Raw genomic sequence first — 26,094 nt, forward strand, 5'->3', positions numbered from 1 at the left:
TGCTTCTGTTGATCACGAATATTTGAGCGGAAACAATCAATGTTTGTAACAAGACTTTCGGATCAACAGAAGTTATTTGTTTCAATACGCATACTCAGGGATTGTCGTAATGCCGACTATCTATAAGACCTGCGAGAAACACTATTAGCCTCTATCTATTCTTTCACTTTACCTCTAGGAGGCCCAAAATGGAAGCCTTTAACGTCTCAGATTTTGCTGCCCTTATCGGGATCGATTGGGCCGACCGTAAACACGATATTTGTGAAATAAATCGCGACACAAATACACAACATTTAAGTGTGATTTCCTCTGAGCCTAAGTCAATTAATGCATGGGCGCTTGGGTTAAAACAACGCTACAACGGCAGATCTGTTGCTGTCGCGTGTGAGCTAAAAAAAGGCCCACTTATATATGCACTCAGTAAATTTAAGCACATTGTATTATTTGTGATTAACCCATCAAGTGTTGCTAAATACCGTGCTGCATTTACGCACAGCGGGGCGAAAGATGATCCTACTGATGCAATTATTCAAGTTGAAATCTTACAACTTCATATGGATAAATTAACGGTTATTAGGCCGGATTCAGAGGACGTTAGGTGTCTTGCGCAGCTTGTCGAATACAGACGTAAACTAGTACAAGATCGTGTTAATTTAACCAATAAAATAGCCACAACGCTAAAAAATTATTATCCCCACGTGATTGATTGGTTTAAAGAAAAAGACACTCAAATATTCTGTGACTTCTTACTGCGCTGGCCCTCTCTTGCTCACGCTAAAAAAGCGAGGAAACAAACACTACTCGACTTCTTTAATCAACATAATTCCCGCTACCCACTCGTTAATGAAAAGCGGATAAAAGAAATAAAAGATGCTGAAATTCTCACCGAAGATATGGCGGTGATCACGCCAAACTTATTACTTATTGAATGCCTCGTTCCGCAACTTAAACAGCTAATGTTGGCAATAACACGATTTGATGACGAAATTAAAACACTTTATAAGCAACATACAGATCGCGCTATTTTTGATAGTTTACCTGGGGCGGGGCCACAATTAGCACCTCGATTATTAGCCGCTATGGGGTCAAATCGTGACCGCTATAAGTGCGCCGCTGACATACAAAAATACGCAGGCATTGCTCCAGTAACCGAACGCAGTGGCAAAAAGGAATGGATACACTGGCGATACTCATGCACTAAATTTTTAAGGCAAACATTTGTGGAATGGGCTGGATTATCTGTGCGTTATTCATTTTGGGCTAAAGCCTATTATCGGCAGCAAGAAGCCAAAGGAAAACCTCATAATACCATCATCAGATCATTGGCATTTAAGTGGATACGAATCCTATTTAGGTGCTGGAAAACACATACGCCCTACGATGAATCAACTTACTTAACCGCATTGAAAAGTAAGGGATCACCGCTGTTAAAATTTGCGGTGGAAAGTGAGCTTTAGCGCTTGCTGTCCACCTCAGGGCGTGTTGTTATATGCAAATACAGTTGCGGAGTCGGTCGTAATTAATGCTTGTGTTGTTTGTATTGCTAGTTTTTGTGCTGATACAAGGCAAGGAGCTAAAGCACATAGCGTTATTATTATTTTATTCATTCGTTAATCCTTTAAATTAACGAGCAATATAGTATTGCTCAAGATTAATTTATAGTACCAACGACTAATTTTAGAACAACTAAATATATGTAAGAAAATGTGGCTGAATGTCTATTTTACAGAGTGAGGAAGCCACTTTAAAAGCTTTTCAAATAAAATATCTTGGGCAATTGGTTTTGATATATAGTCATCCATTCCGGAATCTAAACATTTAGTTTTATCACCCGTCATAGCATTCGCTGTCATGGCTATGATTGTAATGGCGTTTGCTTTATCTCTTGCTTCATTATTTCTAATTAAAGTTGTTGCCTGATATCCGTCCATAACAGGCATCTGGCAATCCATTAAAATAAGAGAGTATGGCTCAATAGTATTTTTTTGATCTAAGTAATCAAGTACCTCTTTACCATTGGTCGCAATATCTACAACACTAATTCCCATCTTTTTCAATGTTGTTGCGGCGACAATCTGATTAATTTGATTACCTTCAGCTAATAAAATACGTATATCTTCACGCCATACAATATCATTCGGCCCAAGTGGTTTTTTGGTTATGGTACAAGTTTGGGTATTTTCACTATGTAAAGTGTTTCTCTTGGGTAAGCATTTTGTAAGAAGGTTAAAAATATCTTTAGTTGTCATCGGTTTTGGAAAGTAAGCAGTAAAACCATTTTGTTTATAGTGTTCATTAGTTTCAAACTGATCTATTGTGGTCATCAATACAAGGTTTGCTGTACTGAGAAGAGTTAGATCATTAATCGTTTTACCGAGTGTTAATCCGTTACTGTCGCTAAGTTTTGTATCAATAATTACAATGTCGAAAGGATGAGCATGTTGGGTATAAAATTGCTCGTAAGTATTTAGCGCAATTTTTGCTGATGAGCTTATTGTTACGATTGCTCCCCATTGTGTAAGCTGCTTTTGAAGTACGTTAGCTTGGCTTTTGTTACTGCACGCTATTTGTATGTTAATTCCAGTAATATCTATAGGAGGCATTATTTTTTCTGTTTTTTTACTTTTCTTTAAAGTGATATCAAAAATAAAGTTACTCCCTTTATTTTCGTCCGACTTTACCTCTACTTCACCTTGCATCAAATTGCAGAGTTTTTTAACGATGGCTAAGCCTAATCCTGTCCCGCCGTATTTCCGTGTTGTTGAAGAATCTACTTGTGAAAATGATTTAAATAACTTGGCTTGTTGCTCTACTGGAATGCCTATTCCGGTATCCTTCACTTGGCAGTTAAAGCGTATTTCATTCCCATTAGTGGGAATTAATTTAGCAATAATTTGCACTTCCCCTACATGGGTAAATTTAAGGGCGTTATTAACAAGATTTGTTAATATTTGTCTGAGTCGTCCAGAATCTCCAATAACGAAAGGGTATTTGATATCTGTAATATCTAAAATAAGTTCAATACCTTTACTATATGCTTGAGCTGCGACTGTTTCTAAAAAATCTCCTAGCATGGCATGCAAGTTAAACTCTAACTCTTCTAGCTCAAGCTTACCTGCATCTACTTTTGAAAAATCTAAAATATCATTAATTATATTGAGTAAAGAGTTTGCACTGTTAAGTGCAATACGTGTTTGATATTGCTGCTTTTCGTTTAAAGGACTATCTAAAATAAAGTTAAGCATACCGAGTACTCCATTCATAGGCGTACGTATTTCATGACTCATTGAGGCTAAAAACTCACTTTTTGCTATATTGGCTTGTTCTGCTAATGCTTTTGCTTCAATTAATGAATGATTGGCAGCAATCCGTTTAGTGATATCTTGCTGAATTCCTACAAAGGCGGTGAGTTTAGAGTGCTCGTCAAAAACAGGGGAGATTTGTAAACTATTCCAAAATGCGGTGCCATCCTTTTTGTAGTTTACTATTTCTACACGCTGAGTTTCTAATGATTTTATTGCGTTTTTAATGACCGATATTGATTTTTTATCTGTGTTGGGGCCTTGTAAAACACGGCAATTTTTACCGATCATATCTTCTTTTTTGTAACCGGTTATTTTTTCAAACTCGCTATTTAAAAATACTAAAGGTAGACCAGGAACTTTAGCATCTGCGATCGATATTCCTACATTACAAGACTCTATAGCATGGGCTAATAAATCATTTTGTTCTTTGGCTTTTTTTAATGCCTCTTGTGATTTTTTTTGTTCAGTGATGTCAGTAATTGAGCCCGCCATTCTGATAGCAATATTATTGCTGTCTCGTAATGCCATGCCTTTCGCTCTAAAGTGACGGTATACACCTGATTTATTCTTTAAGCGGTATTCAATATTATATGGTTTATTTTGCGTTAAATGCGCTTTTAATTGTTTTTGGTTTTCATCTATATCATCAATATGAATTAGGTTATTAAATGTTTCAATTGTATTAGGTAAAAACTCTATATCGTTTTCATTGTATCCAAGTAATACTCTAATCCGTGGGGAAAAATATATTGTATTAGAGAGGATATCCCAATCCCAAATACCATCATTGCTGCCTTCAACTGCTAACTTATAACGGGCTTCACTTAATTTGATCGCTTTTTTTGAAATCTCAAGCTGCTTAAATGGGTTTAATAGTAAATGCCTACCAAAAATTAATAACACAACAGATGAAAGGAGTAGGCTTAAAATAAGAGCTACTGCTATATCTAGCATAAAGGCGGTTACTTTTTCAGCTAATAAGCTGTTTTTTATTAAATAATTTAACTCAATGCCTGTGGAGCCAACCGGTTTTTTACTGATTGAAATATACTGCTGTGTTTCATCTAAATTTGAAAAAGAGACCCAAGGGCCACTGAGTATGATGTTGTGATTATTTAATACAAATTTTGCAGGTAATAACTCCCTAAGCGGTGTGCTAAATTTTACTGTTAGCACCCCTTCACTGAGGTTGTTATATTTTATAGGTACTGCAATGGTAAAAAAATATTGCGATTGTGATGACCGTAAAATAACAGCGCTTTCTATTTGATTGTTAATTATACTATTTAGCCAAGTAGGTTCTGTCGCAATTACCTCAGCTAATGATGAGTCACTGCTATACACAACTTCTTGGAGAATATTTGTAATAACAAGCTTTTCGGTTTTTCCTAAAATTTTATATTCATCAAGGTAATCTAATAGCGCAGCTTTAGATGTTTCTGAGCCCATGATTGCATTTGACAAAATTGGCTGGCGAGCAATATCTTTGAGGATCTGTTCTCGGGTTTCTATAAAAAGCATTAAGTAACTAGTGGTTAACTCTGATTCAATTTCTATACTTTTACTCTGTAAATCATAAATAGCATCATTAGCTCTGCTCCCAACAAGTAAAAGGCTTATTGTTACTGAAAGTATTAAACTCAATGCTAAAAAAGTATAAAATGCATTGTTTGTTGTCAGTTTAAATTTATTACTCAGTGAGTTTGGCATTATTCTGGACTGCCTTCTAAATTATTTAATATATGAATACTCCCATCAGGTTTATAATTTGCCATGCATAAATCACCTAACCCAAGTGCTTCATGTGCATCTGCATCATCATTAGACCACTGAGTAAAAGGCTGCTTATATTGTTTAATTAATCCATCGATTGGTTGATTTAAATTCTCTAATGCGAGCCTAATATTCGCCCTGTTTTTTTGTATATCGTCGGTTAATGTTGTTTGCGAAATGGCTTGTAATAGGATTTTAGTAAGATCATATGCATGGATAAACCCAGCCGGAGAATCCAGCTTTTCTGGTGCTATAGAAGGGGGGGAAAGCGATAGCGCTTGATTTACCACGTTTTTGGTAAGCTTTGTTTGGGGTTTAGTTAAAAAAGAAAAACAGCTTTGTATGAAATGCAGGCTGAGGTTTGATTTTATTGCGTGCTCAACATTTGTGAAAAAATCCCCCCCAGTGATCCCCCAGTGACTAATTATAGGTACTCGCTTATTCTCTACAAAGCTTGCCATAGCGTTAATTATTTCAGCTCCTTCAAGTGCGTTACCCACAAACAAAATACAATCGGCTTGGTCGCTTATGATTTCACGTAGAATTATTTTTGCACTATTCGCTTTTATGTTCCAATTAAACCAATTTACTTTAGTTTTAATATTCCCCAATGCTTTGCTCATCGCAATATTGTTAGACTTACCCCAAGGGCTGAGGGATCCCCACTTTATCCAGCGGCCTCTTTTTGATAATTAGAAATAAAGTTTTTTAAACTTTTTTCTATATAGCTTTGTGTAATACGTCTCTTACATAGCTTTATGACTTGCTTGGCTAAGGTTAAAAATGAAAGAACTCGGCGATTCTTAACACTATTTGCTTGAAATTTTATATGCCACTTTCTTTTTTCTGCTTCACACCCTATAAACCATAACGCAGTGCTCGCTATTGTGGCTATCAAGCATAATATTCCTATTCTATTTATGCCGGTGCTTTTACTAAAACGCCACGAAAAACCATATCTCAAACTTTTGTCATCGCGGAAATTTTGCTCTATTTGCATTCTTTTACTATATAAACCAACTACTCGCTTACTCGTCATTGTATTGTCTGATGTCGCGAGTAACCATGGCTCTTTCGCTAAGTTTTGATACATTTTTGTATCTTTCGTAAATCTGCTTTTTCCTTTTCTTCCTTTATTTTTTCCATGATATACGTGTAAAAATGCATCGCATGCTGTCGGGCTGGACTGAGTTAGTCTTGCTTGACCTAACGCCTTTGGTATATCGCTGGCACCAGCCCTAAGTTGTTTTAATGTATGCCATTGTGATTGCATGGCTAGTTTACACTTCATTGAGCCTCTTAATCGACCTATCATATGCCAACCAAGTTCGCGTACTTTACTATACCAAGGCGTAAGAAAGCCGCCGTCTGTTACAATATAGACACTAGGATGTCGTCCAAGCACTTCATAAAGTTCATCTAAAAACAGGCTGTTGGTTGCTGGGCTATCAAAATTCTTCTGCTCAACAATCATGTTATAAATCACGATAGAGCGCCCATCCACAAGTAAGCTTGCTCGCAGTAAGTGATAGTCGTGACCACAGGCACCGCTCCAGTCAACGGCAATTGCAAGCATTGGTAAAGAGTCGATAATAGGATGAGCTAATGCTTTATAGATAGCGACCCTTTCATTGTAGAGGTGAGTATTTTTTAAGAAGCGATCAACGCGTTTTATTTTATGTTTTACATCCACAGCGCCAGACAAATTTCTGCCGATTTCAGTTAAGGTAAGTTTATTGCCCGAAATTAATGCATTACTGCAGCTTAGTAATGTTTTTACTCTGGCATTATTGAATGGCGCTAATGCATGTTTAAAGTACTTATGGCAAACTGATGTGTCAGGCATAGCAGTTGTGACTTATGTGGGTTGTGGTGATTTACATAAGATCATAAATTGCTGTGCCTGTCACGTTTTGGGGATTCGTCAGCCCAAAGGGCTGAGGGATCCCCACTTTATCCAGCGGCCTCTTTTTGATAATTAGAAATAAAGTTTTTTAAACTTTTTTCTATATAGCTTTGTGTAATACGTCTCTTACATAGCTTTATGACTTGCTTGGCTAAGGTTAAAAATGAAAGAACTCGGCGATTCTTAACACTATTTGCTTGAAATTTTATATGCCACTTTCTTTTTTCTGCTTCACACCCTATAAACCATAACGCAGTGCTCGCTATTGTGGCTATCAAGCATAATATTCCTATTCTATTTATGCCGGTGCTTTTACTAAAACGCCACGAAAAACCATATCTCAAACTTTTGTCATCGCGGAAATTTTGCTCTATTTGCATTCTTTTACTATATAAACCAACTACTCGCTTACTCGTCATTGTATTGTCTGATGTCGCGAGTAACCATGGCTCTTTCGCTAAGTTTTGATACATTTTTGTATCTTTCGTAAATCTGCTTTTTCCTTTTCTTCCTTTATTTTTTCCATGATATACGTGTAAAAATGCATCGCATGCTGTCGGGCTGGACTGAGTTAGTCTTGCTTGACCTAACGCCTTTGGTATATCGCTGGCACCAGCCCTAAGTTGTTTTAATGTATGCCATTGTGATTGCATGGCTAGTTTACACTTCATTGAGCCTCTTAATCGACCTATCATATGCCAACCAAGTTCGCGTACTTTACTATACCAAGGCGTAAGAAAGCCGCCGTCTGTTACAATATAGACACTAGGATGTCGTCCAAGCACTTCATAAAGTTCATCTAAAAACAGGCTGTTGGTTGCTGGGCTATCAAAATTCTTCTGCTCAACAATCATGTTATAAATCACGATAGAGCGCCCATCCACAAGTAAGCTTGCTCGCAGTAAGTGATAGTCGTGACCACAGGCACCGCTCCAGTCAACGGCAATTGCAAGCATTGGTAAAGAGTCGATAATAGGATGAGCTAATGCTTTATAGATAGCGACCCTTTCATTGTAGAGGTGAGTATTTTTTAAGAAGCGATCAACGCGTTTTATTTTATGTTTTACATCCACAGCGCCAGACAAATTTCTGCCGATTTCAGTTAAGGTAAGTTTATTGCCCGAAATTAATGCATTACTGCAGCTTAGTAATGTTTTTACTCTGGCATTATTGAATGGCGCTAATGCATGTTTAAAGTACTTATGGCAAACTGATGTGTCAGGCATAGCAGTTGTGACTTATGTGGGTTGTGGTGATTTACATAAGATCATAAATTGCTGTGCCTGTCACGTTTTGGGGATTCGTCAGCCCCAAGGGGTATTTTCTAATAACAGTTGGGGTTTTTGACAACCAAGAGTCTGCGTTGCAAATTGGGCCATTCTATGGCCTGCTTTTGTATCGTCTACAGAGAGTCTAAATACCCAGTTTTTCTCGTCAGGGTAGCGGGTAATTGGCCCACCAGCAGCCCAAGGAACTAAAAGTAATAGTTTATTTTTATTTATAAAATCTCTATTTTTAATATAGGGAGGAGAGTGTAGACCCCCCAAAAAAACTAACGCGTTTGAATCTTTTAAAAACTGCTGCATATGCAGCAAGCTGCGATTAGAGTTTCCTCTATTATCTTTTTCAATAAAATTTATTTGGTAACCTTGTACATTATTATTAATTTCGGCGAGTGCTGTAAGTGCTCCCATTTTCATTGCATAGGCGGATTCGTTATGATTAGAGTAGTCAGAATCGTGATAAATAGTCAGTGTTTTAATATTTTCAGCGTAGGTACTAAAGGAAAAAGAGGCAGTATAAAAGAGGCTTATGATGATGAGATAAATAGTTATACGCATAAAAACACTTAGTTTTAATAATTTATATTAAAGTTAGCTTATTTTGGAGCGTTTTCATATTTTAAAAGAAAATAACTTTATAATAAATGATTTAAATAGTTAATTTGTATTAAGCTGTTGCTTTAATTAATTTATTGGCAATAAATGGCGTGTCTTTTGAGGTATAAAAGCCAGCAAATATTACTGGCTTTTATACAAAGACGCGTGGCTATTTTATTTAAAATCACTGCCTTTATGGCGCTCTGCCATTTGCTCTTCTTCAGGGCCCCATGTGCGATTAACACGACGACCGCGTTTTACAGCTGGGCGCTCTGAAACCTGTGTAGCCCAGCGTACAACGTGAGTGTATGAAGCAACATCTAAAAACTCAGATGCATCATACAAAGCACCTAGAACTAGCGAGCCGTACCACGGCCAAATGGCGATATCGGCAATTGAATATTCATCACCCGCCATGTATTCGTTTTCGCTTAAATGACGGTTTAACACATCAAGTTGGCGTTTAGTTTCCATTGTAAAACGGTCAATAGGGTATTGCATTTTACTTGGCGCATAGCTATAAAAGTGACCAAATCCGCCACCTAAATATGGCGCTGAACCCATTTGCCAAAATAGCCAGTTACGACACTGCGTTTTAGCTTTTAAGTCTTTAGGGATGAGTACATCAAATTTTTCAGCCAAATACTGTAAAATAGAACCCGATTCAAAAATACGAGTCGGTGGCGTGGTTGAATGATCCATTAGTGCTGGGATTTTCGAATTTGGATTAATATCAACAAAGTCAGAACCAAACTGATCGCCATCACCTATATTTATTAAATATGCGTCGTAGTCTGCACCAGTTAAGCCAAGCTGTAAAAGCTCTTCAAACATAATAGTGGCTTTTTGACCATTAGGTGTCGCAAGAGAATAAAGCTGAAATGCGTGCTCACCAATAGGTAGAGTTTTGTCATGAGTCGCGCCGGCAATGGGGCGATTAATACTAGCAAACTTACCGCCACTTTCACTTTCCCACGTCCATACTTTTGGTGGTGTATACTCGTTTTCATCACTCATAAATAACCTCAATGTTAAATAGAATTGTTTAATACTTACTCATAAATGGGGACATAAAAAATTAATTAAAGGTTTCGTTTAATATTTAACTCATCGACCTTTTAGCTTATCGTTTTTTGCTAATCTATAACCTAAAAACAACCCGCTTAGCGCTCCAAATAGATGGCTTTCAAACGATACATGGTAGCGCTGAGGTAAAACACCCCATATAAAACCGCTATAAAGTATGGCAACAGCAATAGCAATGATAATGGATTTTAACGAACGCCTGACCACGCCATAGCAAAGTATAAATCCCCACAAGCCATATATAACACCGCTTAAACCAACATGTATGTTACTGCGCCCAAATGCCCAAACTAACAGTCCACCAACTAAAGCGGTAAAAATAAATACATTATAAAAACGCTTAACGCTGTATTGGCAAATTAGCCAACTTAATACTACAAATGGGATCATGTTACTGGCAAAATGCCACCAGCTACCATGTAAAAAAGGCGCGCATAGTATGCCAATTAAGCCTTGGATACTGCGTGGGTATATTCCTAAACCATTTAAGCTTATACCAGGGAGGCTATTAATTACTTGTAGTACAAAGCAAATAACAACAATACTAAAAATTGCGAAACGGGTACTGGTTAGTAATGTCAGTGTGGTTGGCTTGGTTGCCATATAATTGCCCTAATTGACTTTAAGAGTTGCCAGTATAGGAATTGTATTTGCTAATGAAAAGCAATTAAAAAAGCACAGCATAAAATACTGTGCTTAATTTTAATTATTACTCGCTATTAACCTAACTTAGTTAGTAGCTTTTTAGCAGCTAGTTCAGAGCTTGCTGGATTTTGACCGGTAATTACTAAACCATCTACTAGTGCTAATACGCCCCAGTCGTCAGTTTTTTGATAATCGCCGCCTTTTTTAATTAGCTCGTCTTCAACTAAAAATGGCACGATGTCGGTAAGTTGTACTGCAGCTTCTTCTGAGTTAGTAAAACCAGTTACTTTTTTACCCGCTACTAATGCATTGCCATCAGCATCTTTAACATTTAAAAATGCCGCGCTTGCATGACATACCGCGGCAACCGGTTTTTGCTCTTTTACAAAGCTTTCGATAAGTGAAATTGAATCTGTGTTGTCAACCAAGTCCCATAATGGGCCGTGGCCACCTGGGTAAAATACAGCGTCAAAATCGCTTGAATTCACTTCACTCAACACTTTAGTGTTTGCCATTAATGTTTGTGCTGCGCTATCTGCGTCATAACGTTTTGTTGCATCTGTTTGAAAATCAGCAAGTGTACTTGTCGGATCAATGGGTGGTTGGCCGCCAGCTGGAGACGCTAACGTTACTTCAACGCCGGCATCAACAAAGGCGTAATAAGGGGCTGCAAATTCTTCTACCCAAAAACCTGTTTTTTCGCCAGTGTTACCAAGTTCTGCGTGAGATGTAAGAACCATAAGTATTTTTTTAGACATTGAATATATTCCTTCTGATGATTTAAATTAGTAATCTTGCTTACCGATTACTATATGGACTAACACTCCTTTAAATAACGATGATAAATTTGACTTTATTGATTTAATAATTGATACAATTAAAGAGTTGAATTTGAAACACATTGTGGAGCGTTTATGAAAGTGTCGTTTGAGCAGTTAAAAAGTATGGTGGTATTTGCACAAATTGTAGAGCAGGGTAGCTTAACCGCTGCTGCTAAACAGCTAGGGCTTACGCGAGCCGTGGCAAGTTATCATTTAAAAAAATTAGAAACCCAACTTGAAATCACTTTACTAAATCGTTCAACCCGCACCATGGCGCTCACTGAAGCCGGCATTGCTTATTATGAGCGTTGTAGAATAATTACCGAACAAGCCAATGCCGCTAATCAACAAATAGAAAATATAAAAAGTGAGCCACAAGGTTTGCTTAAAATTAGTTGCCCCGTAAATGTAGGAATGCAATTAATTGTGCCTGCAATAAATACCTTTAAACGGCAATATCCTAAAATAAAAATTGATTTACAACTTACGGATGACGTTATCGATATTATTAAAAATGGGTTTGATTTTGCAATTAGGGGCGTGGCGCTGAGTGACTCCAACTTGCAGGCAACCAAGTTGACTACAATGAGCACCTGTATTTGTGGCGCGCCGGAATACTTTGCACATTTTGGTAAACCTAAAACACCCTTAGAGCTAGCAGATCACCAATGGGTCGTTTACCAGCTCGGGAGTAAAACATTAACACTTCAAAAAGATGGCAAAAAACACGATATTACAATGCAAGGCGGACTAAGTACTAATAACGCAGCCGCACGTACAGCCTTTGTAGAAGCGGGGCATGGCATTGGGCGTATTCCGCTTTACGATGCGTGGCCAAAAGTGCAAGCTGGACTGCTTGAAATAATATTAGATGATTATAAAAGCAAAGATATTGAGCTTTACGGGGTATTTCCGCCAGGGGCTGCGGGATCTAAAAAACTACGATTGTTTATTGATTACTTAAAAGCCTACTTTGTAAAGCAGCATACCGCTTTAGGTATGCTGAAAGGCGTTTAATTATTTTCGCTTTTAAAATATCTATAAAGCACTTATAAAGTACGGCTAAATAATGCAACCGCTTGTTGATACATATTAATAGCAAGGGCTGCATCGTATCGCTCACCTTCATCACGCATAAAGGCATGCTGTGCGTTAACTTCTTGCCACTGATAATTAATGTTTGTGCTTACACATTGTTGGTATATTTTAGCGCGGCCTTCCTTTGGTACATGCGGGTCTTGTTTTCCCCATATAAAGTGAATTTCACCTTGTATATCAGCCATACGCTCGAATGAGTTGTTGCCTAGTTTTGCCGGTAATGTATTGCTGTGAATATCAGTAGCATATAAACAAAAAGCAGCTTTAATTTCAGGGTTAAGTGCTGCTCTATAAGCTAAATGTCCGCCAATACATACGCCCATTGCGCCGACGGTGCCTGTGCAATAGCTTTGTAATCTAATGAAGTCGATCATAGTTTGTGTGTCACTGTCGTGGTGCTCAAGTGGCTTTGCCCATTTGTCGGCATTGCCTTTGTCTTTACCTGCATCGTCGTAAGCAAGCACAGTGCCTATAGGGTTTAACTCGTGAAATACTTCCGGGACTAACACCACAAAGCCATGGCTTGCTAAAATAGCTGCGCTGCGTGCAATCGGGGCGGTTTGCTGAAATATTTCAGAATAAAAAATGATAGCAGGGAACTGTCCTTGCGCTTGAGGGCGATATACGGTTGTTCGCATTAAACCTGTAGGTGTTGGCAAGTCAGCATTATGTTGTTGGATTATCATAAAAGCGCTCAGTTAAATAAAATTATATAATGATATGGTAACTGAGCGCGATAAGATAAACGACTTTTGTTGTTGAGTATTTATACCAACCTGCATAAATCTTTGATCAATTTAACGAATTAAATTTCACTATAACGTCGTTAAAAATTTTTTATTTAGAACAACTAGATAAAAAAATTTTTGCCTAGTTCTAGCGTAATTTTCTTAACGTTAAATAGACCCTATATATAAGCAGATTGGTATTAAATACTTGCAGGCATTTTATTACAACTGGCGTAATAACTTACCGTAGCAGGCCAATCTGAAAATATAGCCATAACCCCCACGTCTTTTGCAAGTACATCAACAACCGTCATCATATCGCCATCGTTATCTATAACATCAGCAATTGATTGATAGTAATAACCGCCGCCTTCATTTAGCGGGCCTGAGCGCTCAAGGCTCCATGCAATAAGCGCTAAACCTGCCGCTTTAGCGTCAATTGCATATTGCGAGGGGACGATATTGTTTTCGCTATCTATTGTTAGCATCATCCAAATAGGAGGGGCTAAAATTTTAACGCCATCGGCAACAAGTTCATCCATGCTCGGTTGCCATGTTTGTGGATTACTTGGATCAAAACCGGTTTCACTGTCGCGACCATCTAGGTATACGCTTTTGTCTGCAAAGTCAGGGTTGTTGTTAATCCAGTATTTTACGTCATCAAGGTTAAATGATTGCGGGTAAACTTTTGAGGCTGGCACATACAATTGTGTGTACTCGTCTAGCATTTTTTGCGCATATTGCTCTTGTGTCATTCCATCAAATGGCATACTTACTTGTGGCGATTTTAGTTCTGGGGTCATTTTTACACCCAGCTCATTAAACAGTGCAATGCTTTGTTTATGGGTCATCAATGTGCCGTTGGTGGCATATAAATCAGTGCGCCAACTTGGTGTACCATCCATGTAATCGGCAACGGTAGTTGCATTAGTGTTTGCACCATCCATTTTACCTTCAAGGGTTAAAAACTCCGCTAAGCTTATGTCGCTGGTACAACATTTAGCTGATGCAGCAATACCATTAGCAGGATCGGCTGGTGTAAATGGCACACTGCATTTCGCTGCAAGTTCAGGAATGGCTAAAATATTAGTCGTGGTATGTAAATCACATTGAGAGTGGCGACAAACAAGCTCTTTGTCGTTTGTAAATGTAACATCGCATTCAACAATGCCTGCGCCCATTCTGGCTGCAGCAATGTAGGCTTCTTTAGTATGCTCAGGGTATTGCATTGGCGCACCGCGATGACCAATGGAAAAATCAGTACGATAAAATGGCCCTTCGCTGCATGACTCTAATTTTGTTTTTAGTGTGCTTTGCGCCATATCATCAATTAAATAGTCAGGGCGAGTGCCTAGCTGAATGTTTACTCCTTCAACAATTTCAACTTCGGTGTTGGTAACAACCACTTCTTTTTCTACATCGTCATCACAGCCTGACAATACAATTAATGCCAAGCCAATTAAAGGGACTGCATGTTTCATTTTTTATTCCACTAATTTATAAATTAACTTTAATTTTGTTTAATAAATGAACTTAGTGACGGTTCCGACCTTTTGACCAATAGTGATTGGATAGATAAGGAACAGGCATAATTTAAAAATACCAGCTTGGTTATGTTGAATTTAGTGCGAGTATTTTTTACTGTTAGTAAAGCTTATAACAAGATAATATCTCACAATATTTGCAGTTATATTACAAAAGCCAGCTAGGGCCTATATGGACTCCCCGTAAATGTCAAAAAGAAAAAGTTAAAATAAATTTAGATGCTAGCTTATATACGGACTCAAATTGAGGTGCTACCTCTGGCCTCTTATGTATTCGCACCTTCATGACTTTTCTGTTGAGCAGTTTATGAAACTTCAGGCCCTAACAGTCTATTGAAGGTTGGTCTTACCTATTTTAAGCGCTCTTATTGACAAATTTTAAGCCGCAAGTAATTGTGGCTGGTATTCTTTATCATGCTTTTGCATTGCAAAAGCCGTTCTTATCGTTTTATTCGCTAAAGCAATGGCTGCTACTTTCTTTCCTCGACGCGCGGTTAATGCTTTCAACCATACATCTTTTTCACTGCGACTTTCTCTTTTTTCTAGTTGGGAAACAACCGCTAATGCACCTTTAACAGAGCGTAGCGAAAATCTCGGGGGCAAACCCCCGTGCTGGATAGTATAGACTGGGCTTGTCCCAGTCTATACTATCGAACACATGGAACTTCAAAGAAATACGCATCACGTTTTTAGGATCATGTACCATTTTGTGTGGATACCTAAATATCGACATAAAGTGTTCTCAGAGCCTTATAGAACAGAGATGAAAGCAATTATTCAAAAGATTGGTTACGACTATGACATTGATATAATTGAGTTAGAAATACCAGAAGATCATATTCATATCGTAGTTCGAAGTGAACCGAAAATGTCACCTAGTAAAATAATGCAGATAGTAAAGAGTATTTCGGCGAGAGAATTTTTTCGACTTTATCCAGATGTAAAGAGGCGATACTTTTGGGGGGTAAGCTGTGGACTCAGAGTTATTTTGTCGAAACGATAGGAAATGCAAACGAAGATACGATCAGAGCGTATGTGCAAAACCAGCTAACCGAATTAGACAATAAAGAAAAACACGGGGCTCAGTTAGGACTCCTTTAAACTGTACTAGTGTGATTACCAAGGGATTATGTCGGTCTAATTACCGAGCGACTTTGTCGTAAATAGCATATCAGCCAGTTGCTAAACTGGCTATCTTTTATGCCGATTCAGCTAAAGCATTAGATTTTTCGACTCGCAATGCGGTGGTATTCATATTGTTTCTTAGCCACATGCTACGCACACCGCCCGCGCTAATATCAACACCTAAGGCTTCACTGAGCTTCATCGCGACTTTCTGCTGACCAAGGTGAGGGTGTTCAATAGAGAATTGCACAACGGCGTCTTCTATTGCCTTATCCACACAGTTTTTGTGCCGTAGATTAGGTGTTTCTTGGCGTTTTAATGCTTCAGGGCCACCTTGCTTAACTAGTCTTAAGTGCCGGTGAATAGTATCTCGTGATACGCCACTTTGGCGTGATGCAGCGCTGACGCTTCCGAGTTTTTCGATTAACGCTAATACTTCAAGTTTCTTCTGTACTGCCAAGTCTTCTGATGCGAGTTTGCTTGGTTCATTAACTTCAGAGATCTTGAGTTTGCGGCCAGCGAAGTGAGCGGTAAACCCTTTTTTACTCGTGTTCCTTATCTCGATTTTCTGATTGGCAATGGAGTGCTTGAGCGGTGAATCTATTAAATAGAACTTGTTGCCATAACTGAAGGTATGGTCGTTACGTATTTTACGGTGATCTTTAATGACGCAGATATCATCAAGGTTGATGTGTTTCGACAGAGCCGTAAATTCAGGTGCTTGCTTTGATTTAACTTGAATTTTGGTTTGCCAGAACTGCGGAATAAAGACGTGTTTAAGGTAGGCATTAGCGGCAGCAATATCATTGATATTGTTCAACCTAAGCTCGGGAACAAGACGGTCTTGGAAGGTATCGAATGCTCGCTCAATACGGCCTTTGCCTTGCGGTGAGTTGGCAAAAATGATTTCAATGCCTAGCTCCTCGCAAGCCCTCTGCATCTGTGAGAAGTTGCAGCGTTTAGGGCCACCGAATATACCGGCTCTATCCACATAAAGCGTTTTAAAAACGCCTTTGGCTTCAATACAATCTCGCATCACTTTCAAACAACCAACCGTCGTTTCTGAGAGAAAGAACTCTGCGTATACTTCACTGGTAGCATCATCAATCATGGCAATTAAACAGTGCTTTTTATCCCCAAACCAGCGATGCGGACTGCCATCCATTTGCATCATTAAGCCCGCTGCTTCCATACGCTCTCTACGTTTACGAACATTGCTGCGCCTGCGCTTAGCTCGTTTAACATGGTGAATATCATGCGCCCAACCTCGCAGTGTTTCGCGCTTCACAACAATGTTTTCGTTTTCGGCCAACTGCTCAGCCAAGTGCAACAAGTTCAAATCGAAATACTTATCTTTAATCAAAGCCTGTACTGCTTTCTTAATTGATACTGGCGTTTTGTTTGGCGGGGTTTTACCGCTATTACCATGAATAGCGAATTGAATACCGACTTGCTGATATTGCTTTACGTAGCGTTCAATGGTGCGTCGAGACTTACCGAGTAATTTTGCAGCATTGGCAATTGTTATTCTACCTTCGACTACCTTAGCAATGATATCAACAGTGAGTTGAGCTTTAGAGTCCATCACAATCATCCTCAACATGCCTTCTAGTATTCAAAAAAATAAACACTAACAGGCACATAAAAAAATGACCGACAAATTCCCTTGGTAATTAGCAATTACGACAGAATCGCTTGGTAATTAAGATACGACAAAATCGCTTGGTGTTAACAAGTAAAGCTGTACTAGCTCAGACTTGATCTGACAGTTACCCATTTTTCTAATGGTGACTGTTAGTTTAGATTTGAGCTAAATTCTTTTCTGCCCAAACCGTTTTTCCATCCAGTAATGTTTCAAGTGGCGTTCGACCGCAACATACTTTTCCTTGATGAGTCCGATCATTGTTGTAGTAATCCATCCATTCGTCCAGATCTTTTTGTAGTTTTTCCATTGAATCGTACAACTTTTTGCGGAATGTGATTTGATAGAACTCGTTTAAAATCGTCTTATGGAAACGCTCACAGATACCATTTGTTTGCGGGGACATTGCTTTCGTTTTTGTATGGTCGATGTCGTTAATTGCCAAATATAGCTGATAATCATGATGCTCAACTCGCCCACAATACTCAGTTCCTCGGTCAGTTAATATTCGAAGCATAGGCAATTTGTGACCTTCGAAATAAGGCAATACTTTATCATTGAGCATGTCAGCCGCTGTAATTGGCGTTTTCGTTGTGTAGAGCTTCGCAAAGGCGACTTTACTGTAGGTATCCACAAAGGTTTGTTGATAGATACGACCAACACCTTTAAGGTTACCAACATAAAATGTGTCTTGTGAGCCAAGATAACCGGGATGCGCTGTTTCAATTTCACCACAGGCTTCATCGTCATGTTTTTTCTTTTCTAGCGCAGCAACTTGAGCGTCAGATAAAATAATGCCTTCATTAGCGACTTTGTTTTCCAATGCTTTCAATCGTTTTTTGAAGTTTTCTAAATCGTGACGCAACCAGATTGAACGAACACCACTACCTGAGACAAACACGCCTAACTTACGAAGCTCATTGCTGGTTCTATGTTGACCGTGAGCAGGATAGTCAACTGCATAGTTAATGACGGCTTGCTCTGTTTCTTCGTCAACGCGATTCTTTATATTTCCTAAATTCGGATAATAAGTGCAATTTCTCAGATTAGATGGCCAGCTGTTATAATTCGGCCATTCTCTCGCCAAAGGAAATTGCTTTAATGAAATATAAACAGCTGACACAAGCAGAAAGATACCAGATTTACGCGTTAATAAAAGCAGGAAATAACCAAAAACAGATAGCTGATGAACTCACTCGTTCACCGTCATCTATCTCTAGAGAGTTAAAACGCAATAAAGGGCTTAAAGGCTATCGACCTAACCAAGCCAATAATTTTGCAGAGCAAAGACGCAAGTCATCTTTCAAAGCAAGTAAGTTAACAGATGATGTTACTGACTGGATTAATAAATTGTTGGTTGACGGACTTTCGCCAGAGCAGGTGGCAGGCCGCTTAGCTTTAGAGAAAAAGGTCGTTTTGCATCATGAAACGATTTATCAATATATTTACAGAGACAAGGCTCGTGGTGGTGAACTACATAAGACACTCACTCGTGCATGTAAAAAGTATAAAAAACGCTATGGAAGCTACGATAAACGTGGACAGATAGTTAATCGAGTCAGTATTGATGAACGCCCAAGTATTGTGGATTCAAAGTCTAGGATTGGTGATTGGGAGGGCGATACAGTGATAGGCAAAGGGCGTAAAAATGCCCTTGTTACAATGGTTGAACGTAAAACGTTATATACAGTCGTTCACAGAATTGAAAGCAAGCATGCGAAAATAACAGCCGATGCGCTGATCAAGTGTATGACACCCTATAAAGGTAAGGTTATTACCGTGACTTTAGATAATGGAAAAGAGTTTGCTCACCATGAGCATATTGCACAAAAATTAGAAGCGGATGTGTATTTCGCTCACCCATATTCATCATGGGAGCGGGGCATAAATGAGAATACCAACGGCTTACTTAGACGCTTCTTCCCCAAGGGAACTGACTTTATGTCGCTAAGTGAAGCAGAAATACAGGCGGCAGTTGATAAGCTCAACCATCGGCCAAGAAAAACAAGAGGGTATAAAACCCCTCATGAGTTATTTACGGGGCAATCAGAAGTTCTGGTGGCTGCATAATGATTGCACTTAATACTTGAATTCAAGTTTGGTGTACGGCGGTTCTTTTCGATTAATGCATCGATACCACCTTCATTAACGAGTTCTTGATAACGATAAAATGTATCTCGTGATACGCCCATGACTTTACAGGCTCTTGATACATTGCCTAGTTCTTCGGCAAGGTTAAGTAAACCAGCTTTGTGTTTTATGATTGGATTGTTAGTATGCAACATGAGAGTTACCTTTTTGTTTGTTTTGATTTAAAGATTCGACACCTTTATCAAAACGGGTAACTCTCACTTTTTCAAGTTGAATTGTCAGATCTTGTCTGAACTAATACATATTAAGTACAGCCTTAAAACTTTGGCTCTACCCCATACTGAAATACTCCTGTTTTTCGATCGCGTTTGGGGGGCGCCCTAGCTGCATTTTTCCTCAGAAAGTCAAATGCTCCATTAACTGCATTTAACAATCCTTTCCTATGCTTCCTAATAATCGCTGTTAATATGCCAATCCACCAAACACCCGTTGTTTTTGCTACTGTCATTGTAGACATTTCAGTTTTGAATATCTTTTCAATACAGCCAATTAAAAACCTTTTAAGCGTGGTTACTATTAAACTTACATAAATTAGCGCCTCTTGTAAGGTTGCGTTTGATGTTTGAAAGCCGCGTAAATTATTATAAGACTTACACTCCTTAAAAAGTAATTCAACCTGCCAGCGTAACCTATATAATTTGCCTATTTCAGTCGCTGTAAATTCATCAATAGATAAATTAGTGACTAAAAATGTATATTGTTTTTCTTTTTTTGACCAATACCCAACGACTCTTGTTAGCTTGTTTTTTATGCTAACATTCATATCAATAATATCATTTTTAGGTAATTTGGGGAGCAATTCACATAACTTTGGGGAATGACTTCCTGTTAATTCCTGTCCATTTTGCTTAAAAGCATTATGTACTCTGACTGCTTTTAATCCCTTCGCTCTTAATACGTAAAATCCTCCTGCTTTATCTAATTCATGAATATAACTACCTGAATAATATCCTCTATCAGCAAGTAACAACTGTCCTTTCAACTCTTTAAATGTTGGAAGTTCTTCACGTTCAGAGTAACTGTCTGGTGTTATACCTGCTTTTTCAAAGCAACCTTGCGTTAAATTTAAAGTAGCATGCAATTCAATAGCTGCTGGACACGTATTTGAAAATCGCCCAGGAAAAACATCTTTTAGCAGAGATAATATGTTCACCTCACAATTTAAATTGATGACTTAAAAAATGAGGTGAATTTGAAATTAGCATCCCTATTTCGGCAAAGGCCGTGAAACAACATAATACGCGCACGCAGCTATAAATAGCGCTACAGCACAGGCTAATAATAAAGAGGGTTGCGCGCCTAAGTAAAATAATCCATAGCCTATGACCATACCAAGGCTTGCCATGATCTTTGCTGGCTTAGAAATTGCACCGTACGTTTGCCAATTCCTCAGTGTTTTACCAAAGCGAGGGTGATTAAGTAGCCAATACTCAAATCGTTGTGATGAGCGGCTAAAACAAAAAACAGCACCAATAAGAAACACAGTTGTTGGCATGACAGGCAAAAAAGCACCAATAATACCCAGCCCAGTAAGTAAAAAACCACTGAGCAAATAAGCTATTTTCTTTAAGTTTTCTGTGACTAATTTAGGGTTAGTCTTATTAATAAACTTCATAATTTACCATTTCGTTTTTTGCCAGATCATATAAATAATTACATTACTTGTTATTCAAATACACTATCAACGGCACTACGTACTAGGCTAAAAGCATCTCGGGCTCCATCAATAGCAAGAATTTGCTTTTCATGCGTGAGCTCAATAGCGTTTAAAGCTGTTGTAAAGGCTTTCCATGATTGTCCACGACCGATTGCGGCAGGAGCTAAATGGGTCGCGCCAAACTTTTCAGACAAACCAATACGTTTTGCCGCTTTCAATAAATACTCCGCGCCTAAATTAGAGCCTTCACAGACATAAAGCCAGCCAAGAGAAGCAGGGTAGCCAATGTCTGGCAAACGGATCTGCGCTTTCATATCATTAAGGTCAACATTGAGATCTAGAAGATCTTTTTCAAGATGGCTAAGACGCGCTCGTTCAGGTAAATCTGCAAATAAACATAATAGCCCAGGATTACAATACAGTGGCGCTATGGCTAAATGAAAACGATACTGTACCGCTAAAAATAAAGCGTAACGGTCTAAGTCTGCAAAAGGCCGCTTTGTCATAATTGTCTTATCTAGGCTGTCATGTGTGGTTGTGGTGTCTAGTTTTAGCTTTTGGGCTAAAGTGAGTATTTTAACTTCTTCGTTAACGTATAACTGTTCAATCATGAGCGATCCTTAAATATTAGCTAACTACTTGTTATGTAGTTAGTAATGGTTATATAAACACAGCGGTATCGCTGTTAATGAATAAAAAATGCAACAGGAACGGCCATGCTTATTGGGTTTCCTGTTACTGTTTTTGGTGGTGCAGGCAAAGGCTCTGCACGCCTAACTAATTCGATGACTTCTTGATCTAATGCTGCTATTCCACTGGGCTTAAATAAAGCAATATCGAGTACATTACCTTCTCTGTCCATGGTAAAACTTACCCACGGAATACCTTGTTGCCCACGTAATTTAGCCATTCGTGGGTAACGTTTTTTCCTTTCTAAATGCACCTGCAACGCACTTTGCCAAAGCTGTTTAGCTGAGCTTTCTTGTTCGCTCAAAGCACCTTTTACAGGCCCAGATGCCACTTTGGCTTCTTTTACTGGTAACGCTGCAGGTGCACTCGTTTGCTCTACGTATTGTTCACTCGCTCCAGTTGCCGCTGTGTTATTAGGTTGAGACTTTGGTGCAACGTCTGTTTTTTTCTCAGCGGTTTTTTTTAATGGTTTACTTAGCGCAGGCTTAATTGGTTTGTCTTTGATGGTAAAGTCAGATTTACTTTCTATAATTGGCTTTACTAAAGGCTCTATTTTTGTAGTCTCAGGTTCACTGCGTTGCTGCTTCATTGGCGCTGATTCTTGTTGCTTTGGCCCAACTGGTAGCGCTGATTGTTCAGATTTTGGGGCAGCAACAACGCTTACCTCAAAGACCTGTGGCGATGCTTGAATAGGCACATTGTTATTGCGTTCTTTTGGTAATAAAAAATAACTGGCAATAGCAAGGTGTAAAATAACAGCCCCTAAAATAGCGGTAATTACTTGCCACGATACTAAGCGAGAAGCTTTTTTAGTGGTGCCTGCAAACATACTCACTGGGCAACGTCCGTTTCGTGTTTTAAGCCCACTAGCGCAACTTGTGAATAGCCTGCTTTGGTTAATTGATTCATTAATGTCATAAACTGCCCATATTCAACTTTGCTATCAGCACGCAATAAAATACGTTGCTCAGTTTCAATTCCACGTTGATTTAGCTCTTGAGCCAAATTTTGTTGTTGAATGACATCGCCCTCACCGAGTATTAAGGTTAAGTCTTTTTGTAACGTTAGATAGGTAGGATCATCACTCTCTGGTTGCGCAGGGGCTGCAACAGCAGGAAGCTTAACGGGCACGCTCACTGTAGCAAGCGGTGCTGCGACCATAAAAATAATCAGCAATACCAGCATCACATCAATAAAGGGGGTAACGTTAATTTCATGCTGTTCATCTAAACCATCGTTATCGGTATTTTTAGTGCTAAACGCCATGATTTAAGACTCTTTAGATATGATGTTAACAGGTTTTTTATCATCATTAAGTAAGTTAGCTAAAGGCTTTGCCTGAGGGTTTTTCCTATCAAGATCACGACTAATTAATATCATGGTGGCAGTAAGAATATCAGTCAGTATGGCTTTATAACTGCCAATTGATCGAGAAAAATGATTATACATAACAACAGCTGGAATTGCCGCCACTAAACCCAAAGCGGTAGCTAGTAATGCTTCGGCAATACCTGGTGCGACTACAGCAAGGTTCGTTGTTTGCGTTTTAGCAATGCCAATAAAGCTGTTCATAATACCCCAAACGGTACCAAACAAACCTACAAATGGTGCTACAGATCCAATCGTTGCCAGCACGCCAGTCCCTCTATTCATATTTGCAGAAAGAGAGGTCTGTACTCGTTCTAAACGAGCAATTAAGCGCTCTTTTAACGCTTCGTCTGTAGCCGGTCCTGCCGCACTAAGGCATAACTCATGTTGAGTTGCAGTTAAAAGTATTAACGCTTCGCTTTTTTGCTGTGTTAGGTCATGGCTCGCCTTTGCAAAGCTTGTGCTTTGGATCAAATGAGCAAGTAATTTTTTAGCATGTCGTTTGGCAACATTGAGCTGTACAGATTTAAATATGCAAATAGCCCATGACACTAACGAGGCAATAAGCAGCCCTATAATTACACTCTTCACTACAACATCAGCTGCTTTGTACATTCCCCAAGGCGATAAGTCATGAGCATCAAAAGCGGCCTCGGTAAATCCATGCTCTGTATCAGTGGCGTTAATGGCGTCAGAACTAGGTGTTACGATTACGGGTTGCTCAACAATTGTATCTACAACTGGTGTAAGTTCAGGTGTTACTTCACTAGTACTCACCATCGAGAGGGGTTGCTCTGTGGCGTGTACTGTCATAGATAGCTGCACAATCCCACCGCTAAGCAAGCACAACAACAGCATGGCTCTTGTAAACATTTTTATTCCTAATCTTTAAATATGATCCATAAATTCAACGGTGTATCACCATTAAACTATGTCAATGTGTGCATCTTTTTGATGAACAATTTATTGGTTCTATAACTAATGCCGAACGAGAATCTATTTCCATCAATGAATAACAAATTTTTTATTATTAAACTAAACAGAATATCGCAATATACTTGAATGGGAATGAAAATCATTTATACTCTCGGGAAATATGCTACAGGAATATCTAAATTTTGACTAGCAATACCGCTAACTCAGTAGGGTTTAATACGCTTTATCAGGAACACCATGAGTGGCTTGTTCGGTGGATTGCGCGGCGTACCTACAGCACTGATAGTGCACAAGATCTTGCTCAAGATACGTTTATGCGTTTATTAAATAAACCCTCTTTATATAGCGAAATACGTAGCCCAAGAGCGTGGCTTACAAAAGTTGCTGGTAACTTAGTAACTGATGACATACGGCGCAAGATTTTAGAAAAGAACTATGTCGCTTTTTTAGAAAGCATGCCAGAAACAGCTTATTTCTCACCGGAAGAGCAATTTCAGTTGTTGAGGTTATTAGAACAAATAGACCGACTATTAAGTGGTTTAAGGCCAATTGAAAAAACGGCATTTTTAATGGTTAGACTCGATGGGCTCAGTTATAAAGAAGTGGCAAAACAACTCGATGTAAGCTTATCATCTATTGAAAAGTACATCGCTAAAGCTATGTTTGGGTGTTATACCCTCACTTATTCGGATTAAAAGTAATAGATGGATACCACTGTTGTGCAAAAATCAAAACACACGCCTTTAACTGATCAAATTGTGCAACAAGCGATTGCTTGGCGTATTTGTTTCGAGTCAGGCAACGCACAATCTAAAGATCTTGATGAGTACCAACGTTGGCGCTTAGCTGATCCTTTGCACGAACTGGCATGGCAGCGGATTGAGTTATTAGAATCAACATTTTCAAACGCGACAAAAAAAAGCGCCAGCATAGTTCATTCAACGTTACAAAAAACAGATCGTGACATACAGAGCATGAGCCGCCGCCAAGCATTAAAGAAAATAGCAGGTACCACGCTTAGTTTAGCAAGTGTTAGTTGGTTAGCTGATGAACAAGGCGCTTGGCAATATCTTAATGCCGATTATGCAACCACTAATCAACGTGAACTTTTTACGTTAGCCGATAATAGTCAGCTTTGGCTTAATAGTGGCAGTACCGTTGAGCTTAATTTTAACAACCAAAATAAACGCATTCATTTAACGCGTGGAGAAATGCAATATACCGGCTCAGTGAGCACACAGCCGCTCCAAATAAAACTTAATCATGGAGTGCTAATAAGTGATAGTAAACAGTTTTTTGTGCGTCATGAAGATGACCATGCGCTAGTTAAAGTTATGCAGGGCAATATTGTTGTACAGCAGCCAAATTCTTTACGTACTAACCAAGTAATGAATGCAGGAGCCCTTTATAAAATAACCTCAAATTCAGTGCAGCAGTTAGATAATCATATATTTGATTACAGTAGTTGGACCGAAGGGCTTCTTTCTGTGCGGAACATGCCCATAAAGCATTTTTTAGCGGAGTTATCACGTTATCACCGTGGGTTTGTAAAATGTGCGCCAAGTTTAGATGATTACTTAATATCTGGGGTGTTTCAATTAAATGATACCAACCTCATTTTAACAACTCTTGCTCGCACTGCTCGCGCTAAAGTGCATTACATGACTCGTTGGTGGGCTGAAATACGTCCTTAATTATTCAATTAGTTACCCAGTTTAATAGAGTTATATAAAATAATT

At 38.8% G+C, this 26,094-nt stretch carries 24 protein-coding genes and 3 pseudogenes; 6 read left to right on the top strand and 21 right to left on the bottom strand.

All coding sequences use genetic code 11. The features are described 5' to 3' along the window. Positions 1 to 188: 188 nt before the first annotated feature. Positions 189 to 1,457 (top strand): IS110 family RNA-guided transposase, encoded by a 1,269-nt coding sequence (locus tag AC0VZ4_RS05500; protein WP_475439589.1) that lies wholly within the window; start codon positions 189 to 191, stop codon positions 1,455 to 1,457. A 15-nt stretch (positions 1,458 to 1,472) separates the two neighbouring features. Here the strand turns inward: AC0VZ4_RS05500 and AC0VZ4_RS05505 are convergent, their stop codons facing one another. The 9 genes and pseudogenes from AC0VZ4_RS05505 to AC0VZ4_RS05545 form a co-directional block, all read right to left on the bottom strand. Further along, positions 1,473 to 1,607: a hypothetical protein gene (locus tag AC0VZ4_RS05505; protein ID WP_475441144.1), complete on the bottom strand. Its 135-nt coding sequence runs from the start codon at positions 1,605 to 1,607 to the stop codon at positions 1,473 to 1,475. A 111-nt stretch (positions 1,608 to 1,718) separates the two neighbouring features. Beyond that, complete coding sequence (locus tag AC0VZ4_RS05510; protein ID WP_475441145.1) at positions 1,719 to 5,015, bottom strand: PAS domain S-box protein; 3,297 nt, start codon at positions 5,013 to 5,015, stop codon at positions 1,719 to 1,721. Beyond that, the gene (locus tag AC0VZ4_RS05515) at positions 5,015 to 5,701 is read right to left on the bottom strand and encodes a type 1 periplasmic-binding domain-containing protein (RefSeq protein WP_475441146.1); all 687 of its coding nucleotides are present in this window, start codon (positions 5,699 to 5,701) and stop codon (positions 5,015 to 5,017) included. The genes AC0VZ4_RS05510 and AC0VZ4_RS05515 overlap by 1 nt, the downstream gene beginning before the upstream one ends. A 44-nt stretch (positions 5,702 to 5,745) precedes the next feature. Then, on the bottom strand, positions 5,746 to 6,924 hold the full coding sequence (locus AC0VZ4_RS05520) for an IS4 family transposase (RefSeq protein ID WP_050484169.1): 1,179 nt from the start codon (positions 6,922 to 6,924) through the stop codon (positions 5,746 to 5,748). Positions 6,925 to 7,031: 107 nt separating this feature from the next. Next, the gene (locus tag AC0VZ4_RS05525) at positions 7,032 to 8,210 is read right to left on the bottom strand and encodes an IS4 family transposase (RefSeq protein WP_050484169.1); all 1,179 of its coding nucleotides are present in this window, start codon (positions 8,208 to 8,210) and stop codon (positions 7,032 to 7,034) included. Positions 8,211 to 8,291: 81 nt separating this feature from the next. After that, positions 8,292 to 8,825, bottom strand: a pseudogene (locus AC0VZ4_RS05530) (ABC transporter substrate-binding protein); the annotation flags it as partial. Positions 8,826 to 9,038: 213 nt separating this feature from the next. After that, the gene (yghU, locus tag AC0VZ4_RS05535; protein ID WP_475441147.1) at positions 9,039 to 9,881 is read right to left on the bottom strand and encodes a glutathione-dependent disulfide-bond oxidoreductase; all 843 of its coding nucleotides are present in this window, start codon (positions 9,879 to 9,881) and stop codon (positions 9,039 to 9,041) included. A 90-nt stretch (positions 9,882 to 9,971) separates the two neighbouring features. Continuing rightward, positions 9,972 to 10,553: a rhomboid family intramembrane serine protease gene (locus AC0VZ4_RS05540; RefSeq protein WP_475441148.1), complete on the bottom strand. Its 582-nt coding sequence runs from the start codon at positions 10,551 to 10,553 to the stop codon at positions 9,972 to 9,974. Positions 10,554 to 10,669: 116 nt separating this feature from the next. Further along, positions 10,670 to 11,353, bottom strand: coding sequence for a type 1 glutamine amidotransferase domain-containing protein (locus AC0VZ4_RS05545; RefSeq protein ID WP_008137014.1), 684 nt, complete (start codon positions 11,351 to 11,353; stop codon positions 10,670 to 10,672). A gap of 156 nt (positions 11,354 to 11,509) precedes the next feature. Between AC0VZ4_RS05545 and AC0VZ4_RS05550 the strand changes: the two genes are divergently transcribed. Continuing rightward, the gene (locus tag AC0VZ4_RS05550) at positions 11,510 to 12,433 is read left to right on the top strand and encodes a LysR family transcriptional regulator (protein ID WP_475441149.1); all 924 of its coding nucleotides are present in this window, start codon (positions 11,510 to 11,512) and stop codon (positions 12,431 to 12,433) included. 32 nt (positions 12,434 to 12,465) lie between these two features. Here the strand turns inward: AC0VZ4_RS05550 and AC0VZ4_RS05555 are convergent, their stop codons facing one another. From AC0VZ4_RS05555 to AC0VZ4_RS05565, 3 genes are all read right to left on the bottom strand, one after another. Continuing rightward, entirely contained in the window at positions 12,466 to 13,200 is a 735-nt protein-coding gene (locus AC0VZ4_RS05555; RefSeq protein ID WP_475441150.1) for a dienelactone hydrolase family protein, read from the bottom strand. A 242-nt stretch (positions 13,201 to 13,442) separates the two neighbouring features. After that, positions 13,443 to 14,723, bottom strand: coding sequence for a glycerophosphodiester phosphodiesterase family protein (locus AC0VZ4_RS05560; RefSeq protein WP_475441151.1), 1,281 nt, complete (start codon positions 14,721 to 14,723; stop codon positions 13,443 to 13,445). 441 nt (positions 14,724 to 15,164) lie between these two features. Continuing rightward, positions 15,165 to 15,389: a hypothetical protein gene (locus AC0VZ4_RS05565; protein ID WP_033032352.1), complete on the bottom strand. Its 225-nt coding sequence runs from the start codon at positions 15,387 to 15,389 to the stop codon at positions 15,165 to 15,167. Positions 15,390 to 15,483: 94 nt separating this feature from the next. Here AC0VZ4_RS05565 and tnpA point away from each other — a divergent pair, with 94 nt between their 5' ends. After that, a complete protein-coding gene (gene tnpA / locus AC0VZ4_RS05570) occupies positions 15,484 to 15,789 on the top strand; it encodes an IS200/IS605 family transposase (protein ID WP_457934953.1) in 306 nt (101 codons plus the stop codon). Positions 15,790 to 15,984: 195 nt separating this feature from the next. Here the strand turns inward: tnpA and AC0VZ4_RS05575 are convergent, their stop codons facing one another. Further along, positions 15,985 to 17,505, bottom strand: coding sequence for an ISNCY family transposase (locus tag AC0VZ4_RS05575; RefSeq protein WP_475441604.1), 1,521 nt, complete (start codon positions 17,503 to 17,505; stop codon positions 15,985 to 15,987). Between the two features lie 205 nt (positions 17,506 to 17,710). Next, positions 17,711 to 18,565, bottom strand: a pseudogene (locus tag AC0VZ4_RS05580) (IS481 family transposase); the annotation flags it as partial. A gap of 89 nt (positions 18,566 to 18,654) precedes the next feature. Between AC0VZ4_RS05580 and AC0VZ4_RS05585 the strand changes: the two are divergent. After that, positions 18,655 to 19,623, top strand: coding sequence for an IS30 family transposase (locus AC0VZ4_RS05585; protein WP_475441477.1), 969 nt, complete (start codon positions 18,655 to 18,657; stop codon positions 19,621 to 19,623). Between the two features lie 11 nt (positions 19,624 to 19,634). Here the strand turns inward: AC0VZ4_RS05585 and AC0VZ4_RS05590 are convergent. The 7 genes and pseudogenes from AC0VZ4_RS05590 to exbB all read right to left on the bottom strand — a co-directional run. After that, positions 19,635 to 19,838: pseudogene (locus tag AC0VZ4_RS05590) on the bottom strand (helix-turn-helix domain-containing protein); the annotation flags it as partial. 122 nt (positions 19,839 to 19,960) lie between these two features. Next, positions 19,961 to 20,857 carry an IS4 family transposase gene (locus AC0VZ4_RS05595; protein ID WP_457934858.1) on the bottom strand — a complete coding sequence of 299 codons (897 nt, stop codon included), beginning with the start codon at positions 20,855 to 20,857 and terminating at the stop codon, positions 19,961 to 19,963. Between the two features lie 54 nt (positions 20,858 to 20,911). After that, the gene (locus AC0VZ4_RS05600) at positions 20,912 to 21,319 is read right to left on the bottom strand and encodes a YbaN family protein (RefSeq protein ID WP_475441152.1); all 408 of its coding nucleotides are present in this window, start codon (positions 21,317 to 21,319) and stop codon (positions 20,912 to 20,914) included. A gap of 50 nt (positions 21,320 to 21,369) precedes the next feature. Further along, a complete protein-coding gene (locus AC0VZ4_RS05605) occupies positions 21,370 to 21,972 on the bottom strand; it encodes a biliverdin-producing heme oxygenase (RefSeq protein WP_045984463.1) in 603 nt (200 codons plus the stop codon). A gap of 74 nt (positions 21,973 to 22,046) precedes the next feature. Continuing rightward, positions 22,047 to 22,880, bottom strand: coding sequence for a TonB family protein (locus AC0VZ4_RS05610; protein WP_050484164.1), 834 nt, complete (start codon positions 22,878 to 22,880; stop codon positions 22,047 to 22,049). Between the two features lie 2 nt (positions 22,881 to 22,882). Then, positions 22,883 to 23,317, bottom strand: coding sequence for a biopolymer transporter ExbD (locus tag AC0VZ4_RS05615; protein ID WP_475441153.1), 435 nt, complete (start codon positions 23,315 to 23,317; stop codon positions 22,883 to 22,885). Between the two features lie 3 nt (positions 23,318 to 23,320). Then, entirely contained in the window at positions 23,321 to 24,292 is a 972-nt protein-coding gene (gene exbB / locus AC0VZ4_RS05620; RefSeq protein ID WP_457934860.1) for a tonB-system energizer ExbB, read from the bottom strand. Between the two features lie 245 nt (positions 24,293 to 24,537). Here exbB and AC0VZ4_RS05625 point away from each other — a divergent pair, with 245 nt between their 5' ends. Both AC0VZ4_RS05625 and AC0VZ4_RS05630 read left to right on the top strand, forming a co-directional pair. Beyond that, the gene (locus AC0VZ4_RS05625; protein WP_033031506.1) at positions 24,538 to 25,050 is read left to right on the top strand and encodes a sigma-70 family RNA polymerase sigma factor; all 513 of its coding nucleotides are present in this window, start codon (positions 24,538 to 24,540) and stop codon (positions 25,048 to 25,050) included. Between the two features lie 9 nt (positions 25,051 to 25,059). Continuing rightward, positions 25,060 to 26,049 carry a FecR domain-containing protein gene (locus AC0VZ4_RS05630; RefSeq protein ID WP_475441154.1) on the top strand — a complete coding sequence of 330 codons (990 nt, stop codon included), beginning with the start codon at positions 25,060 to 25,062 and terminating at the stop codon, positions 26,047 to 26,049. Positions 26,050 to 26,094 lie beyond the last annotated feature (45 nt).

This window comes from Pseudoalteromonas sp. QJM3NY_22, assembly GCF_056173065.1.